The following is a 15,452-nucleotide window of genomic DNA, read 5'->3' as shown; positions in this document are numbered from 1 at the left end:
AATCTTAACTTTATTATATTCTTCTAAAAATTATATTACTTTTTAATATCTTTCTCATTAATTCAATAAATCAAAAAAAATATAACACTTTGAAAAAACTGATTATCCTACTAGTTTTGACTCTGATAATAGGTTGTAAAAACAAAAACAGTCACAATTCAGGAAAAGTAATTGCTGATGTAAATGAAAAAGCAGCCCTTAAGAAACAAGAAAAAAAAGATCACCAAGTTCGACAGATAAAAAAAGCTGAAATAGCTCCAAACGTCGACGGCAAAATGGATGATCCAATATGGAATGAGACAAAATGGTACCCTATGGATCAAAATTGGATCGGAGAGTTTCCTGATGTAAAAGATTTTTTTGGTCGTTACAAAATGACCTGGACTCCAGAAGCTCTATATATTTTGGTAGAAATAAAAGATGATATTTTGTATGATCAATATAAAGATCCTTTAAAATTATGGTGGGATGATGATTGTGTGGAAATTTTTATAGATGCTGACAACTCTGGCGGTGAGCATCAATTTAACAACAATGCATTTGCCTATCACATAGCACTCGATGGTAATGTTATAGATCTGGATTCTCAAAAAAAACCAGTACTTTATAATAACCACGTAAAAACCAGACGTATTACCAATGGTGATGTCTCTGTTTGGGAATTTGAATTGATCGTTTATGACGATAGCTATCAGGAAGGCAAAACGAATGATCCGGTAATATTATCCAAGGATCAAAGACTTGGGTTTGCTATCGCTTACAATGATAACGACAACAGTAAAGAAAGAGAAAACTTTATGGGTTCTGTTTTCGTACCTGGTGAAGATAAAAATCAGGGTTGGATAAATGCTGATATCTTCGGCACTATCATTCTTGAAGAGTAAAAAAAACTATACACCCAAAGTGTATTTTTACCATTTTACCTTTTCCAAAATCGTAATAATATCCCATCTTAAATAATTAGGAACAGATTATTTAGGACTACATATTGTTAAGATCCTTCTATAAATTACTTTTCAGTATAATATCCGAATTATCTTTTTAAAGGTAAAAGCAATCAAATGTAACTTGATGTTTTTATGAATTAAATCCTTAAGGTTTTAAGAGTAAACCAGCTGCCTTCTATCCTTTTACAACTTTAAAAGATTAAAAATTTTGTAATAAAGAAGCATTAACTACATCGGCTAAAATAACACAAAAAATCGTTTATTTACAACGTATTCGACACACTTACTGTATCGTCAAAACCACTAAACAATTGTTAATTACGGTTTTTCAGTAAATTTAATATGCAAAAAACCCTAAAAATTGATAAAATATATTAATTTCGCAACCGCGTTAAAGAATTACTGATAAAATTTTAAATATCCTTTGTAGCTTTTTACGCACGCCCAATTTCGAAATGTATTTTTAAAACTTAACAAAGCTTATGGAAAAAAAACTACTCAAGTTTCATTGTGGAATCAACTTAGGTATAAAACATAGCAGGCCTTTACTTTCTGCAATCTTTATCCTATGTTGTCTAAATGTAATTAAGGGAGAAAGTCGTATTACTGAAATGAACAATTCGGAACGATTTTCATTAACCGCTAAAAACTCTTTTAGCACTACTGAAATAGCTCTATTTCAGGGAAAATTTGAAATTAAAGGACAAATCACAGATGATAGAGGCGTGCCTCTTCCCGGAGCTACGGTTTCGGTTATTGGCACACAACGCGGAGTGATTACAGATTTTGATGGAAATTTTACCATTTCTGTTTCAAAAGGAGAAACTCTTAAATTTCAGAGTTTAGGATTCTTGGATCAGCAAATACTTGTAACCGGAGATAAAAAAGAATTTTCTATTCAGATGGAAGCCGCGGTTGAGTCGCTGGATGAAGTAGTTATTACCGATGGATATAGAAAAAGCTATAAAAAGTTATTTGCCGGTGTAGCGACTAGACTAAAAGCTGAAGATATCAAAATTGACGGAGCCACAGATGCATCTAGACTTTTAGAAGGAAGAGATGCCGGAGTAGTTGTTGATAATCTATCAGGAACTTTTGGAGCTTCTCCTCGTATTAGAATTCGTGGTAACACTTCTTTAAATGGAAATAATAATCCTATTTGGGTTGTTGATGGGGTTATTCTTGAAGATAATATTGAATTATCTCAAAACGAGTTAGGTTCAGGAGATATTAGTTCTGTCATTGGATCTTCTATAGCTGGATTAAATCCGGAAGACATAGAATCTTTTTCTATTCTAAAAGATGCTTCTGCAACAGCTTTATATGGAGCAAGAGCAAAAAACGGTGTGATCGTTATTACCACAAAAAAAGGTAAAAATGGCGCTTTAAAAATAAACTACTCAGGTAATTTCTCTTATAGATTAAGACCTAGATATGAGCAGTTTAACGTTTTAAACTCACAACAAGAATTATCTGTTTACGCAGAATTAGTAGACAAAAATTTAATTGATCTTACTACCGCACAATTTGCTGAATCTTATGGGGTTTTAGGAAGTTATTTTAATCTTAGAGGGACAAATGATGTAGAAATCGGAGCTAATGGACAACTATCAGATGATTTCTTTAGACGATACCAAACCGCTAATACAGACTGGTTCAAAGTGCTTTTTACTGACATATCTACAGTCCAGAATCATTCGGTAAGTCTATCTGGAGGTTCTGATAATGCTACATATTTATTTTCTTTAGGTTATTTAAAAGATGAAGGTGTAACGATCGGAGATCAAGCAGAAAGACTGACAACAAGATTGAGAAATACTTTCAAAGTTTCAGAAAAAGTAACGTTAGGCACAACTCTGGCGCTTAGTATCAGAGATCAAGTTGTTCCTGGAACGAATAACAGAACTTTCAATCCAATTACCGGTGAGTATAATCGTGAGTTTGACATTAATCCGTATAATTATTCACTTACAAATAGTCGTAGTGTTACCCCTTATGATGAAAACGGTAATTTAGAATATTTTAGAAAAAACTATGCTCCTTTCAATATTATAAACGAATTAAATAATAACAGAATTAATATTGATGTTGCAGATATTTCTGCACAGCTTGACCTAGATTATAAGATAAAGGAGAATTTGACCTTCAATTCTATTGTAAATTACAGACAAGCTATCACCAGACGAGAGCACGTAATTGGAGACAATTCTAATCAAGCAGAAGCTTTTAGAGCTGACGAAGGTGTTTTAGTTAATATAAATCCTTTCTTATATCAAGATCCGGACAATCCTACAAGACCGGCATATTCAATTTTACCTGAAGGAGGTTTAAATATTTATAACGAAGATGTATTAAATTATTTCTACATAAGAAATTCAATTTCTTGGAATCCGGAAATTAATTATGATAATCAATTTACTTTTCTTTTAGGACAAGAAATAAAATCTTCTACTAGAAATTCTAGAGAGTACACAGGTATTGGTATATCTTACGAAAATGGATATATCGTAAATACAGATCCTGACGCAATTGATCAATTAGCTAATCAGAATGATCAATATTTTGGAATAAGCAATCTAAGAGACCGATTTGTTGGATTCTTTGCTAATGCAGGATACACCTTGAAAAACAAATATATTTTAAACGGTACTCTACGTTACGACGGATCTAATTTACAAGGTACAAGTACTAAATCACGATATCTTACAAGTTATAACATCAGTGGTGCTTGGAATATTCATAAAGAAAATTTCATTACAGCTGACTGGATCAATCAATTAAGATTAAAAGCCACTTATGGACTTTCTGGAGGAAGAGGACCTTTAACCAGTGCCACATTGGACTTACGTAGTAGAGTTCCCTTAAGACCTACCGATCAAGAAACTGTAATCGCCATTAATTCATTAGCAAACGACGATTTAACATTCGAGAAGCTGAAAGAATTTAGTACGGGATTAGAATTTTCATTTTTCGATAATCGACTTAGCGGAGAAATTGGTTATTATAACAGAAATTCATTTGACCTGATCGGAATTGTAAAAACCAGTGGTGTTGGTGGACAAGCTTTCCAGAGTGGAAATTATGCAGATCTTAAGACCGAAGGTTATGAATTTGGAATTTCTACTGTGAACTTAAAAACATCCAACTTCCAATGGAATACAAATATTAACGTTGGATATAATACAGAGCAAATAACAGAGTTACTTTTTGACCCAACTTTGGTTCAGTTAACACAGCCATCAGGAGCTCCATTCTCCGGAAGAGAGATATCTGCTCTTTATTCAACGAGATTCGCGGGATTAAATGAGTTTGGTATTCCAACATTTTTTGATGAAAATAATAACATAGTAACAAATATCAATCTTCAGGAAAGAGAAAATCTAGAACAGATTTTAAAGTATGAAGGCCCTACGCAGCCAAGAGGTGCAGGTGGTTTTAATAACACTTTCAAATATAAAAATCTTACATTAAGTGCCAATATCACCTTTAAATTTGATTATAAAATCCGTCTTAATAGTAATTTTGGCCCTTCTTATACTGATTTCAACTCTTTATCTGGTGATTTGGTTAATCGATGGAGACTTCCGGGAGATGAAAACACGACCAACATACCAGCAATACTAAGCGATAGAACGATACAAAATCAACTTGGTGCTGACAATGCCTATGATCTGTACAATATTAGCGACGCAAGAGTTGCTGATGGTACGTATGCAAGAATGAGAACTATCGCATTAGGATTGGATGTTCCTAAAAACTATTTACAAGGTTTAGGAATTGAATCTGCGCAATTTAGAATTCAGGGAGAGAATTTATTCCTTATTTATTCTGATAAAGCGCTTAATGGTCAGGATCCAGAATTTTTCAATTCAGGAGGAACAGCGCTACCGGTAGCTAGATCATTTACATTTTCACTTAACGTTGGTTTCTAAAAATTAAAAAAATGAATAAATATAAATTAACACCATATATACTACTGGTTTCATTTATTTTGTCATTCACGTCCTGTGATGACTATCTAGATGAATTACCAGATGACCGATTAGAACTCGACACTGCAGAAAAAGCAGCAAAAGTAGTTGCTGATTCTTATTCACAAGGTAGTTATGCCTTTACAGATATGTACACAGATTTAGCTGGTCCAACCGGATTAGAAAATGGCGGTGTCATAGCCAATGCAGGAGGTAATTTTATCGATCAAAATTCGCTTCAATTATACACTTGGCAAGACGTAGACGGAATCTCACAGGATACTCCTACTTATTTCTGGGACAGATCCTACGAAGCTATTGCACAAACGAATGAGGTGCTTGCTGTGATCGATGATTTACCTGGAAGTACTGATTTTAAAAACGCTATTAAAGGAGAAGCATTACTGTCCAGAGCGTACAGCCACTTTATGTTGGTGAATGTATTTGCCTTACATTATGATCAAAACGCATCTACAAATTTGGGTATACCTTATGTACTTCAACCAGAAACCCGTTTTCTTCCTGCTTATGAAAGAAACACGGTACAAGAAGTATATGATTTAGTTGAAAAAGATCTTCTGGAAGGATTATCCCTAATAAACGATCAGTTTTTCTCTGGATCTAAAAAATATCATTTTACGAAAAAAGCAGGATTAGCTTTTGCATCACGCTTTTATCTATGGAAAAGAGATTATGTGAATTGTATAAAATACAGTGACCTTTTCCTTGATGGAAATCCAGAGTTATACGTAAAAAACTATGATGAACTCCAAGGATCAACGTACAATGACATTGCAGATAAATACAATGAAACTACTGATGACAGCAATGTATTAGTAATGCAAAAATTCAGTAATCATCAAAGATACGCAACAGGTTTTAGACTAAACATCACTGACTTAGGTGTGTTATTTAACAATCCATTAAATGCTTTTGACCAAAGGACTTCAACAGGTATTTGGAATGTGGGAACAGATGCAAGGTACACGGCTAGATTGAGAGAATATTTTTTCAGAGAAAACTTGAGTTCTAACTCTGGATTACCATATCACATTTCTATAGAATTAAAAGGTGAAGAGGTTTTGTTAAATCGTGCAGAAGCACTATTATTTAATGGAGCGCAAGACGACGCCCTATCAGACATTAATGTACTTGCAAGATTAAGATATAACAATCAAGAGTATAACGATATCAATCAGTTAATCACTTATTACAATGCCACAGATGCGATTGATGCGATTGAACAATTAATTTTGGATGAAAGGAAAAAAGAATTTTGGGATCATGGTCTTCGTTGGTTTGACATAAAAAGATTTAATCTTTCTGTATCACATAGACTACCTGAAAATTTTGGAGGAGAGACTTTAGAACTTTCTGCAAATGATTTAAGAAAAGCAATTCAAATCCCAGATAGTGCAATAGATTTTGGAATCGCACCTAATCCTAGATAATATTAGACATGAAGAAAACAAATAATTTTATAAAAAAGCTTTTTACGATCTCTTTGTTAAGTATTACACTTATTAGTTGTGAAAGAGAAAAAAGCATTACTGCCGAAAATATTTTTGAACAAGAGCAAGAGTCTACAGACCCTTTAGATATTTATTTAAAAGAGGAATTTAGAGACCCTTACGGAAGTGTTATCATCTACAAGTTTGTAGATCGCTATATCGATCCAAACAGAACTGCAGTTCCTCCTAGAAGAGATGTAGTACAACCTGTTGCAGAATTAATAAAGCAAGCCTGGATAGAGCCGTACAATATGGGATCAGATCAAGGAGAAGAATTTTTGAAGAGATATTTTCCCGCAGAGATTGTATTTTTAGGGTCTCCCCTTTATAATGGTGATGGTACTATTACTTTAGGAACAGCAGATGCCGGGGTACGAGTTACTTTAACTCAGGTTAATGATTATAGTCCTGATAATAATGAATGGATTATACAATCATTTAGAACATTACATCACGAATTTGCTCACATCATTGATCAAAATTTCAATTTTGATGTAGAATCATTCTACGAAATCTCAGGAGAAGATTACACTTCTCCCGGTACTTGGACTACCTTGATTTCTGGAAGTGAAAACAGTACTCAATCTATAAACAACGCTATTTCACGCGGTATGGTTACACCTTACGGTACTTCATCGGTAGCTGAAGACTTTGCAGAGATTGTTGCCAGAATAATTACTACGGATCCGGTTGAATTTGAAAATACGTATTTAACTCTAGAAAGCTGTGCCGGTGGCGATGAAGCTTGTTTTCAAAGAAATATTGGACGTCAAAGAATTCAAGAGAAATATAACGCTGTTTTACGATACATGAAGGAAGATGTTGGTATTGATTTATTAATAGTGAGAGACGAATTTTTAAATACCCTTAATTAATAATACAAAACATAATAATATGTTACGAAATATAAAAATTAGTTCATTATTGTTTTTACTATTAGCAGTTTTTGCGTGTAGTGATGATGATGTTCAACCCTTATTCGAACAGGATTCTGACACAAGAGTAAATCTTTTATTAGAATCTTATCGCGAGACCTTGATTAATTCAGAATTTGGTTGGAAAACTGTGTACCAGCCAGGAAACAATTTTGGAGGAAATAATATCTATTTAAATTTTAATGAAGATAACACAGTAGATATTGTTTCAGATGTATTAGGTGGTCAGAATGATTTAGAGACAACCTATCGAGTAGGAATTAGCCAATTTCCTGAATTAGTATTCGAAAATTACACTACGTTCCACGCTCTATTCGAAGCTCAAAACTTTAGTCTTGGTGCTGAATTTGAGTTTATATTTGAAGAAGTTAATGATAATCAGATTATCTTTAGAAGTAAAACAGATATTTCTAACCCAACAGAAATAATTTTCGAAAAAGCCTCTGCAGAAGATCAGGAAATCATTGAAAATTTAAGAGATTTCTATTCACAATTAGAAGATGAGAATAATACTTTTAGATTTATTCGAAACTTAGTAGTGTTAAATGACGCTAATGAGATATTGTACAATAGAACCTTTACCTATTTTGATGATTTAGAAAGAACTGCCGGTGTCACCAATTTTGATGCGGCAACTGGATCTATTTCTACAGAAATTTTACCTATCACGGTAACCGATGAAGGATTTCGTTTTTTACAACCATTAACTCTTGGAGATTTAAGCATTACTACTTTTGTCTATGACCAAGACTTTGGTACCTACACCTCTACAGATAGTGGTGTGACAACCATAATCGGATATGACTTAGCTCCTGTCTCTACCGAAATCATTCCTGAACTTGCTTCTGCTGATGTAAATTCTTTTGGAGTGGATTTTTCTACCTACTCTTACTTTGATGAATCTTTTGGAAGTACTTTTCTTAGTCAAACTTCAGAGAATTTTATAAACCTAGCTAAGGTAAGTGACCTGTATAGAGTCGATATGGTTCTTGATGATCCTTTCTTTTCTAATCAATCATATTTTATTTTTAATATGAATGATGGAAGTTTCAACTTTGCAACATTCACTAGAGAAGTAATAGCAAATGAGAGAGTAGTTTTTACTTTTTCTCAATTCTTTGGAGACTCTGATGGTCTTATTAATATATTCGCCTTGTTATTTAGTCCAGATGGATTTTACATGACACAAACAAATGAAAGTCAGTTTAGTGGCAATCCATCTTATAAGTTCACAAGCGTAGCTGCACCAAATCTTAATTTCTCTGTTTACGGAATATAGTAAAAATGAGAGTTAGCCTATTTTTTAAAATCTTTGGGAACCAAAAATTCCCAAAGATTTTATTTTTTATACCAACCTGTATTAATAAAATAATTTTTAGTTTAGATCTTCAGCAAAATCTCTAAAATGTCTCAAAACTACTAGGCTATAGTTTCCATCAGCTCCTCTTCTTTGGTAACTCCTCCAGAAAAATTAACAGCGGTTTCTATAAGTGCTAAATGAGAATATGCTTGCGGAAAATTACCCAACAACCTTTTGGATTTAAAATCGATATCCTCACTAAACAAGCCTAAATGATTACTATATGATAATAGTTGATCGAACATCGTTTTGGCTTTTTCCTTTTCACCTATTTTATAAAGACTATTGATAAACCAGAAACTGCATATTGTAAAAGAAGAAGAAGGTAATCCAAAATCATCCTTGTTTTTATAACGATACAGTAGTCCATCATTACATAATTCTCTTTCGGTTGCTTTTACCGTGTTTATAAACCTGGTATCCTTAGCATCGATAAAACCATAAGATTCCATTAGTAAAGTAGAAGCATCAAGATCAGATGATCCATAAGATTGTGTATACGCTTGAACTTCCTCATTCCAAGCATTTTCATAAATATCTTTATAAATTCGGTCTCTTAGCTCTATCCATCTTGGATTATTGTCTGTTTTACCAATCAACTCCCCTATTTTAATAGCTCTGTCTACAGCAACCCAACATAACAGTTTTGAAAAAGTAAAATGTCTTTCTTCGGTTCTAAATTCCCAAATACCCTTATCTGGTTTTTCCCAATTGACATTCACAATATGCACAATACTTTTGCTAATTGTCCATAAACTCTCGCTGTTATCCAGATCACAGTCAAATTTCACAAACTGCTGGTAAATCACATTCATCAGAATACCATAAATATCATTTTGTTTTTGATGATACGCTGCATTACCGATACGTACCGGACTTGAACCTTTGTATCCTTCTAAGTGATCTAATGTTTTCTCTGTTAGTTTTCTTTCTCCATTAATTCCATACATAATCTGTATTTTCTCATCTTTATCAGGAATAATATCTATAATAAATTGAAGAAAACGTTGTGCCAGTCTTTTATGCCCAAGATCAGAAACTACTTTGATCACCATAGATGCATCTCTGATCCAGCAAAATCTATAATCCCAATTACGAACCTCTCCTATGGTTTCTGGTAATGAGGTTGTAGCTGCAGCCAATACTGCACCGGATTTTTCATAACTTAACAGTTTAAGCACCAATGCACTTCTTAAAATCTGGTCGTTATATACATTATAAGAAGTTGTATTCTCACTCCAGTTCATCCAATATACTCTTGTGCGTTGTAGCTTAAGATAACAACGTTCTAAAGACTGAGCTAACAATTTTTCGTGATAGCTAATCACAAAATAGGTGTGTTTTGTTAATTGAATTTCATCACCATTTATAATAGTTTCAGAATCAATATCTGAATAAAGGTATAAAGTATCATACTTATCTTTATCGGTGATGCTTTTTATATAGTTCTCTTTAGTTACAAAGTATGTCTCCTCTTTTGCATATTCTAGCCTAGGGTTGTATTTAACTCTAAAAATAGGCACACCAGATATATGCTTTATATAACGTATGATATCCGATGGAGCATAATAAGAACCATCTGCTTCCTGATACCTAGGCATAAAATCAATGCTTTCAAAAACATCACTTCCGTTTCTAAACTCTGTAACCAAAATATTTGTTTTTGGTATGTATTTCTGAGAAACCGTATAGGCATCTGACACCAAAATTTCAAAGGAACCTCCTTTTTTTTCATCGAGAATTTTTGCAAAAACAGAAGAAGAATCAAAATTTGGCAAACAACACCAATCAATCGAACCTTCTTTCGAGATGAGTGCAGCGCTTTTACAATTTCCTATAATTCCGTAATCCAAATTGTCCATATAATTTCTTGTTCTTTTAAATAACCGTACCTTTATTCACTGAACCGAAATTTAATCAATCATAATTAGTCAACCAACTTTCGCCACGCTTTATGAGTAAAACTATCATAATCTCAAATCGATTACCCTTACAATTAGAAATTAATAATAATTCTATCAATACAATACCAAGTGTTGGAGGATTAGCAACCGGAATGAAGTCTATTCACTCCAGTAGTGATAGCATTTGGATTGGATGGAGTGGTCTAACCGAGGAAAAATTGGACGATAATAAAAGAAAACTTGTAGAAAATGCGCTAAAAAAACATCAATGCGTCGGGGTGCCGATGACAGCATCAGAAATAGATGGATTCTATTATGGTTTTAGTAATAATACCTTGTGGCCCCTATTCCATTATTTTATGGAATACACAGAATTTGACAAAAACAACTGGGAAACTTATCAGTCTGTAAATCAAAAATTTGCGGATGTAGTCATTGAGAATCTCGAAGAAAATGATACCATTTGGGTCCACGATTATCAATTGCTCTTGTTACCAGAGATGATTCGTAAAAAGAAACCTAATGTCACTATTGGATTCTTCTTGCACATCCCGTTTCCTTCATATGAGGTTTTTAGAACAATACCTTGTAGAGAAGAACTATTAAAAGGATTATTAGGAGCTGATCTTATAGGTTTCCACACTTATGATTATGAAAGACATTTCTTAAGTTCGGCACAACGAATTCTTGGACTCGAGATCAACTTCAACAAGGTTCTTCTAGAAAATAGAATGGTAAAAGTAGACTCGTTTCCCATGGGAATTGATTATGATAAATTTCATAACGCTGCCAAAATTCATAACGAAAAAGAAAAGAAAGACAAAACAGAAATACAACAAAAAATAGATGAACATTTGGTTAATGGAGACCGCGCAAAACTAATTCTATCTATTGATCGGTTAGATTACACCAAAGGTATTGCCAATAGGTTAAGAGCTTTTGAATATTTCTTAGATAAATACCCGCAGTTTAAAGGAAAAGCTAGACTGGTTATGCTGGCTGTACCATCAAGATCTAATGTTCCTCAGTACCAATTATTAAAAAATGAAATTGATCAACTAGTCGGCAGAATCAATGGTAAATTTTCTGAAGTAAGTTGGACACCTATTTGGTATTTTTATCGTTCTATGCCATTCGAAAATTTAATTGATCTATATACCTCTAGCGAAGTTGCTTTGTTAACTCCTATCAGAGATGGAATGAATTTGGTGGCCAAGGAATACATCGCTTCGAGAGTTGATAAAAAAGGTGTGTTGATTCTAAGTGAAATGACTGGAGCTTCTAAAGAAATGAGTGAAGCCCTTATCATCAACCCTAACAATTTTGAAGAAATCGCAGATACACTCAAATTTGCCTTAGAAATGCCCGAAGAAGAGCAAATAAAAAGAAATACGGCATTACAGAAACGGTTAAAACGATATAATGTAGAGAAATGGGCCGATGATTTTATGGAATCTATGGAAACAACCAAAAATTCTGCAAAAAAATATTCGCTCAAAAAATTAACCCCTACTCTAAAACAAGAAGTAGTTTCTGATTTTAAAAAGGCAGCTAATAGAATACTGTATATTGACTATGATGGAACACTGGCTCCTTTTGAGAAAATTCCTGAAAACGCAAAACCAACTCAGAAAATATTCGATATTTTAGATACTCTGCAAGAAGATGAGAATACCAAACTAGTACTTATTACAGGCCGTGATAAGGTTACTTTTAACAATTGGTTTGGTCATAAGGATTACACATTGATCACAGAACACGGGGCCTGGTTAAAGGAAAGCTCGAAAGATTGGGAACTTTTAGAGCACGTAAATAATGAGTGGTTCGAATCCATTGCACCGGTATTAGAATCCTTTACAGACCGAACACCAGGTTCTCTCATAGAAGAGAAAAATTACTCATTAGCCTGGCATTTTAGAAATGTCGATCCGGATTTGGGTAAACTAAGATCTATGGAACTAAAAACTACTATACAGCACCTCATCGCTAACCATAATTTGGAAATCTTGGAAGGCGACAAGGTATTAGAAATTAAAGTAAGTGGAATTAACAAAGGGAAGTCTGCTTGCAAAATGCTAGTCGAAAAGAAGTATGATTTCATTTTTGCTATTGGCGATGATTGGACAGACGAATACATGTTTAAAGAGCTACCCTCTGCTGCCTGCACTGTTAAAGTAGGATTGAAGAAAACCATAGCTAAATATTACGTAGACGGTACCGATCAAGTACACGAGTTACTAAAATCTTTTAAATAACGAATAGCAAACAGATATCTCTGAAACATAAGTTTTACATACTTCCAGTCATTATCATAGCACAGTTTTTCTGTACTTCATTATGGTTTGCAGGAAATGCAGTCATTGATGATTTTGCAGCTCAGTTTAATGCTGGTTTCAATATCCTTGGATACTTATTATCTGCAGTTCAGTTTGGATTTATTGTAGGTACATTAACCTTTGCTTTATTAACATTGGTAGACCGATTTCCACCATCCAAGATTTTTATGATATCAGCTCTTCTTGGAGCACTCTGTAATATTGCATTATTGATTCCTAATATAACGGTCCTAAATGTACTGACTGCCCGTTTTGGCACTGGTTTTTTTCTGGCGGGAATCTATCCGGTAGGGATGAAAATAGCATCAGACTATTATAAAGATGGATTAGGAAAAGCACTAGGATATTTGGTAGGAGCTTTGGTTTTAGGAACCGCATTACCTCATTTATTAAAAGAGCTCTCGTGGAATAGTGATTACACATCGGTCATACAGTCTACCAGTATATTGGCCTGTATCGGAGGTGTTTTAATCTACTTATTCGTACCTAATGGCCCTTACCGAAAACCTGTAGCAAAACTTCAGTTCGGAGTGATCACGGAACTTTTTGGGATTATGAGTTTTAGGAAAGCTGCATTGGGATATTTTGGACATATGTGGGAGCTCTATGCTTTTTGGGGATTTGTTCCTGTCCTATTAAAAACATATGTAGAACAGCACAGAGTTGGGCTCCCTATTTCATTTTGGTCCTTTATTGTGATTGCTGTAGGATTTTTTTCTTGTATTCTTGGTGGTTATATATCCTTAAAAACAGGAAGTAGAAAAGTAGCAAGATATTCATTAACTATGTCCGGATTGTTTTGCATTACCTCTCCACTACTTTTCCTGCTACCTTCAGGAATCTTTATCTCACTTCTTTGCATTTGGGGAATATTCGTGATATCAGATTCCCCTCAGTTTTCCACTTTAGTGGCTGCTGCAGCTCCACCGGAGTTCAGAGGAACAGGATTAACTATCGTTAATTGCATAGGTTTTGCAATTACTATTATCAGCATACAATTACTTTCTTACCTGGTAACGAAAATTGACGCTACCTATTTGTTCGTGTTTTTAGCCATTGGCCCTATCTTAGGTTTATATGGCTCCAGAAAAAAGTAATTGCAATAATAAATTATCAATCCGAGCTGTCACCCTAAGCTTTTACACTGAGCTACCACACTAAGCTGCCACACTGAGCTGCCACACTGAGCTGCCACACTGAGCTTGTCGAAGTGTTGTCGAAGTGTTATTGTATTATGACCAAAGTGATCAGGATATTAGAAGTATATACACACTTACTCACTAAAACTTTTTCTATGTAATTTTTTCAATGTATTTTAGAAAACAAAAAGTATGCGATACTTACTAACACTGATAGCTTGTATATATACATCGCTCCTATTTACACAGCCCGAAACCGAAGTATATTTGTTTGATATCTCTAAAAAAGGAGATGCATTCTCATTAAAAAATCAACGAAATATTTCTAACAATCCGGGCTATGATAATCAACCCTTCTTTTATAATGATAACATTGTGTTATTTGCCGGTACCAGAAATGGTCAGACGGATATTGCTAAATATAATATCAGAGATGCCAAAGTCGATTGGGTATCTAAAACGATGATCGGTAGCGAATACTCTCCTACCAAAATCCCAAATCAAAAAGCGATATCAGCGATTCGATTAGATACTACGGGGAAACAATTGTTATATCAATATGATTTCAAAACCGGAAAATCCAGAGTACTACTCAAGGACCTTATAGTTGGATATCACACTTGGTACACTAAAGACATTATTGTTTCTTCTGTTCTGGAAGATGGAGGTTTATCACTAGTTGTTTCTAATCTAAAGGATAAAAGCAATTATACCTTTCAGAAAAAAGTAGGGCGCTCATTACATAAAATTCCAAATACAAATCTGATCAGCTATATCAGCAAGGAAAACGATCAATGGGAAATAAAATCATTGAATCCAATAACGGGTGCGACCAAAAAGATCATAAACACCATTCCACAAGCAGAAGATATGTGCTGGTTGATTAACGGTACTATATTAATGCCCAAAAATAACTTGATTTACAAATACAATCCCAAAACCGATACCGATTGGAGTATTTTTTATACTGCGACTGACTCTGAGATCAAGAAAATTACTAGAATTGCTACCAATAGTATCAGTAATTTATTAGCTCTGGTAGCAGAGAAATCCGATAAACAGAAATGATAACACAATTACTTATTAAGTCCACGGATACTAAAACAGATCGTCTCCATCCGTTCGTAATTGCTATATGTAGTAGGCTGTAGGTTTTTGCAATATGTGAAATTTTACACTACTTTTAAATGGAGATAACAAAAAGTAAACGGTCTTCAAACATTGTATTTAGAAAGCAAGTATGTAAAACAAGTTGATAATAAGCCAAAAAATGAAAAATAAAACTAGTGATTTACTTATTCAAATAATTTCTGTTACTATTGGCGTTTTTCTTGGTTTCGCTATTTCAA

The 15,452-nt window shown here is 33.8% G+C and carries 9 protein-coding genes; 8 read left to right on the top strand and 1 reads right to left on the bottom strand.

From position 1 onward, the window contains the following. Nucleotides 1–89 precede the first annotated feature (89 nt). From ACE94K_RS11540 to ACE94K_RS11520, 5 genes are all read left to right on the top strand, one after another. Nucleotides 90–884: a sugar-binding protein gene (locus tag ACE94K_RS11540; protein WP_378172143.1), complete on the top strand. Its 795-nt coding sequence runs from the start codon at nucleotides 90–92 to the stop codon at nucleotides 882–884. Nucleotides 885–1,429: 545 nt separating this feature from the next. After that, nucleotides 1,430–4,879: a SusC/RagA family TonB-linked outer membrane protein gene (locus ACE94K_RS11535; protein ID WP_378172140.1), complete on the top strand. Its 3,450-nt coding sequence runs from the start codon at nucleotides 1,430–1,432 to the stop codon at nucleotides 4,877–4,879. 11 nt (nucleotides 4,880–4,890) lie between these two features. Then, complete coding sequence (locus tag ACE94K_RS11530) at nucleotides 4,891–6,369, top strand: RagB/SusD family nutrient uptake outer membrane protein (protein ID WP_378172138.1); 1,479 nt, start codon at nucleotides 4,891–4,893, stop codon at nucleotides 6,367–6,369. Between the two features lie 8 nt (nucleotides 6,370–6,377). Beyond that, entirely contained in the window at nucleotides 6,378–7,304 is a 927-nt protein-coding gene (locus ACE94K_RS11525; RefSeq protein ID WP_378172135.1) for a substrate import-associated zinc metallohydrolase lipoprotein, read from the top strand. A 19-nt stretch (nucleotides 7,305–7,323) separates the two neighbouring features. Next, on the top strand, nucleotides 7,324–8,643 hold the full coding sequence (locus ACE94K_RS11520; protein WP_378172132.1) for a DUF4302 domain-containing protein: 1,320 nt from the start codon (nucleotides 7,324–7,326) through the stop codon (nucleotides 8,641–8,643). Nucleotides 8,644–8,783: 140 nt separating this feature from the next. On the opposite strand, the gene ACE94K_RS11515 is transcribed toward ACE94K_RS11520, so the two are convergent. Further along, entirely contained in the window at nucleotides 8,784–10,586 is a 1,803-nt protein-coding gene (locus ACE94K_RS11515) for a glycoside hydrolase family 15 protein (protein WP_378172129.1), read from the bottom strand. A 92-nt stretch (nucleotides 10,587–10,678) separates the two neighbouring features. On the opposite strand from ACE94K_RS11515, the gene ACE94K_RS11510 reads away from it, so the two are divergent. The 3 genes from ACE94K_RS11510 (at nucleotide 10,679) to ACE94K_RS11500 (ending at nucleotide 15,171) form a co-directional block, all read left to right on the top strand. Next, on the top strand, nucleotides 10,679–12,883 hold the full coding sequence (locus ACE94K_RS11510; protein WP_378172126.1) for a bifunctional alpha,alpha-trehalose-phosphate synthase (UDP-forming)/trehalose-phosphatase: 2,205 nt from the start codon (nucleotides 10,679–10,681) through the stop codon (nucleotides 12,881–12,883). After that, a complete protein-coding gene (locus tag ACE94K_RS11505) occupies nucleotides 12,880–14,061 on the top strand; it encodes an MFS transporter (protein WP_378184266.1) in 1,182 nt (393 codons plus the stop codon). The genes ACE94K_RS11510 and ACE94K_RS11505 overlap by 4 nt, the downstream gene beginning before the upstream one ends. A 234-nt stretch (nucleotides 14,062–14,295) precedes the next feature. Further along, entirely contained in the window at nucleotides 14,296–15,171 is an 876-nt protein-coding gene (locus ACE94K_RS11500) for a hypothetical protein (RefSeq protein WP_378172123.1), read from the top strand. Nucleotides 15,172–15,452 lie beyond the last annotated feature (281 nt).

The organism is Aquimarina besae (genome assembly GCF_042434905.1).
Lineage (GTDB): Bacteria > Bacteroidota > Bacteroidia > Flavobacteriales > Flavobacteriaceae > Aquimarina.
Note: the sequence above shows the minus strand (reverse complement) of the source record. Positions and strands in the feature narration are given on the sequence as shown.

Coding starts and splice junctions, on each gene's coding strand:
- ACE94K_RS11510 (WP_378172126.1), top strand. CDS start 10,679: ATGAGTAAAACTATCATAATCTCAAATCGATTACCCTTACAATTAGAA.
- ACE94K_RS11530 (WP_378172138.1), top strand. CDS start 4,891: ATGAATAAATATAAATTAACACCATATATACTACTGGTTTCATTTATT.
- ACE94K_RS11535 (WP_378172140.1), top strand. CDS start 1,430: ATGGAAAAAAAACTACTCAAGTTTCATTGTGGAATCAACTTAGGTATA.
- ACE94K_RS11525 (WP_378172135.1), top strand. CDS start 6,378: ATGAAGAAAACAAATAATTTTATAAAAAAGCTTTTTACGATCTCTTTG.
- ACE94K_RS11500 (WP_378172123.1), top strand. CDS start 14,296: ATGCGATACTTACTAACACTGATAGCTTGTATATATACATCGCTCCTA.
- ACE94K_RS11515 (WP_378172129.1), bottom strand. CDS start 10,586: ATGGACAATTTGGATTACGGAATTATAGGAAATTGTAAAAGCGCTGCA.
- ACE94K_RS11520 (WP_378172132.1), top strand. CDS start 7,324: ATGTTACGAAATATAAAAATTAGTTCATTATTGTTTTTACTATTAGCA.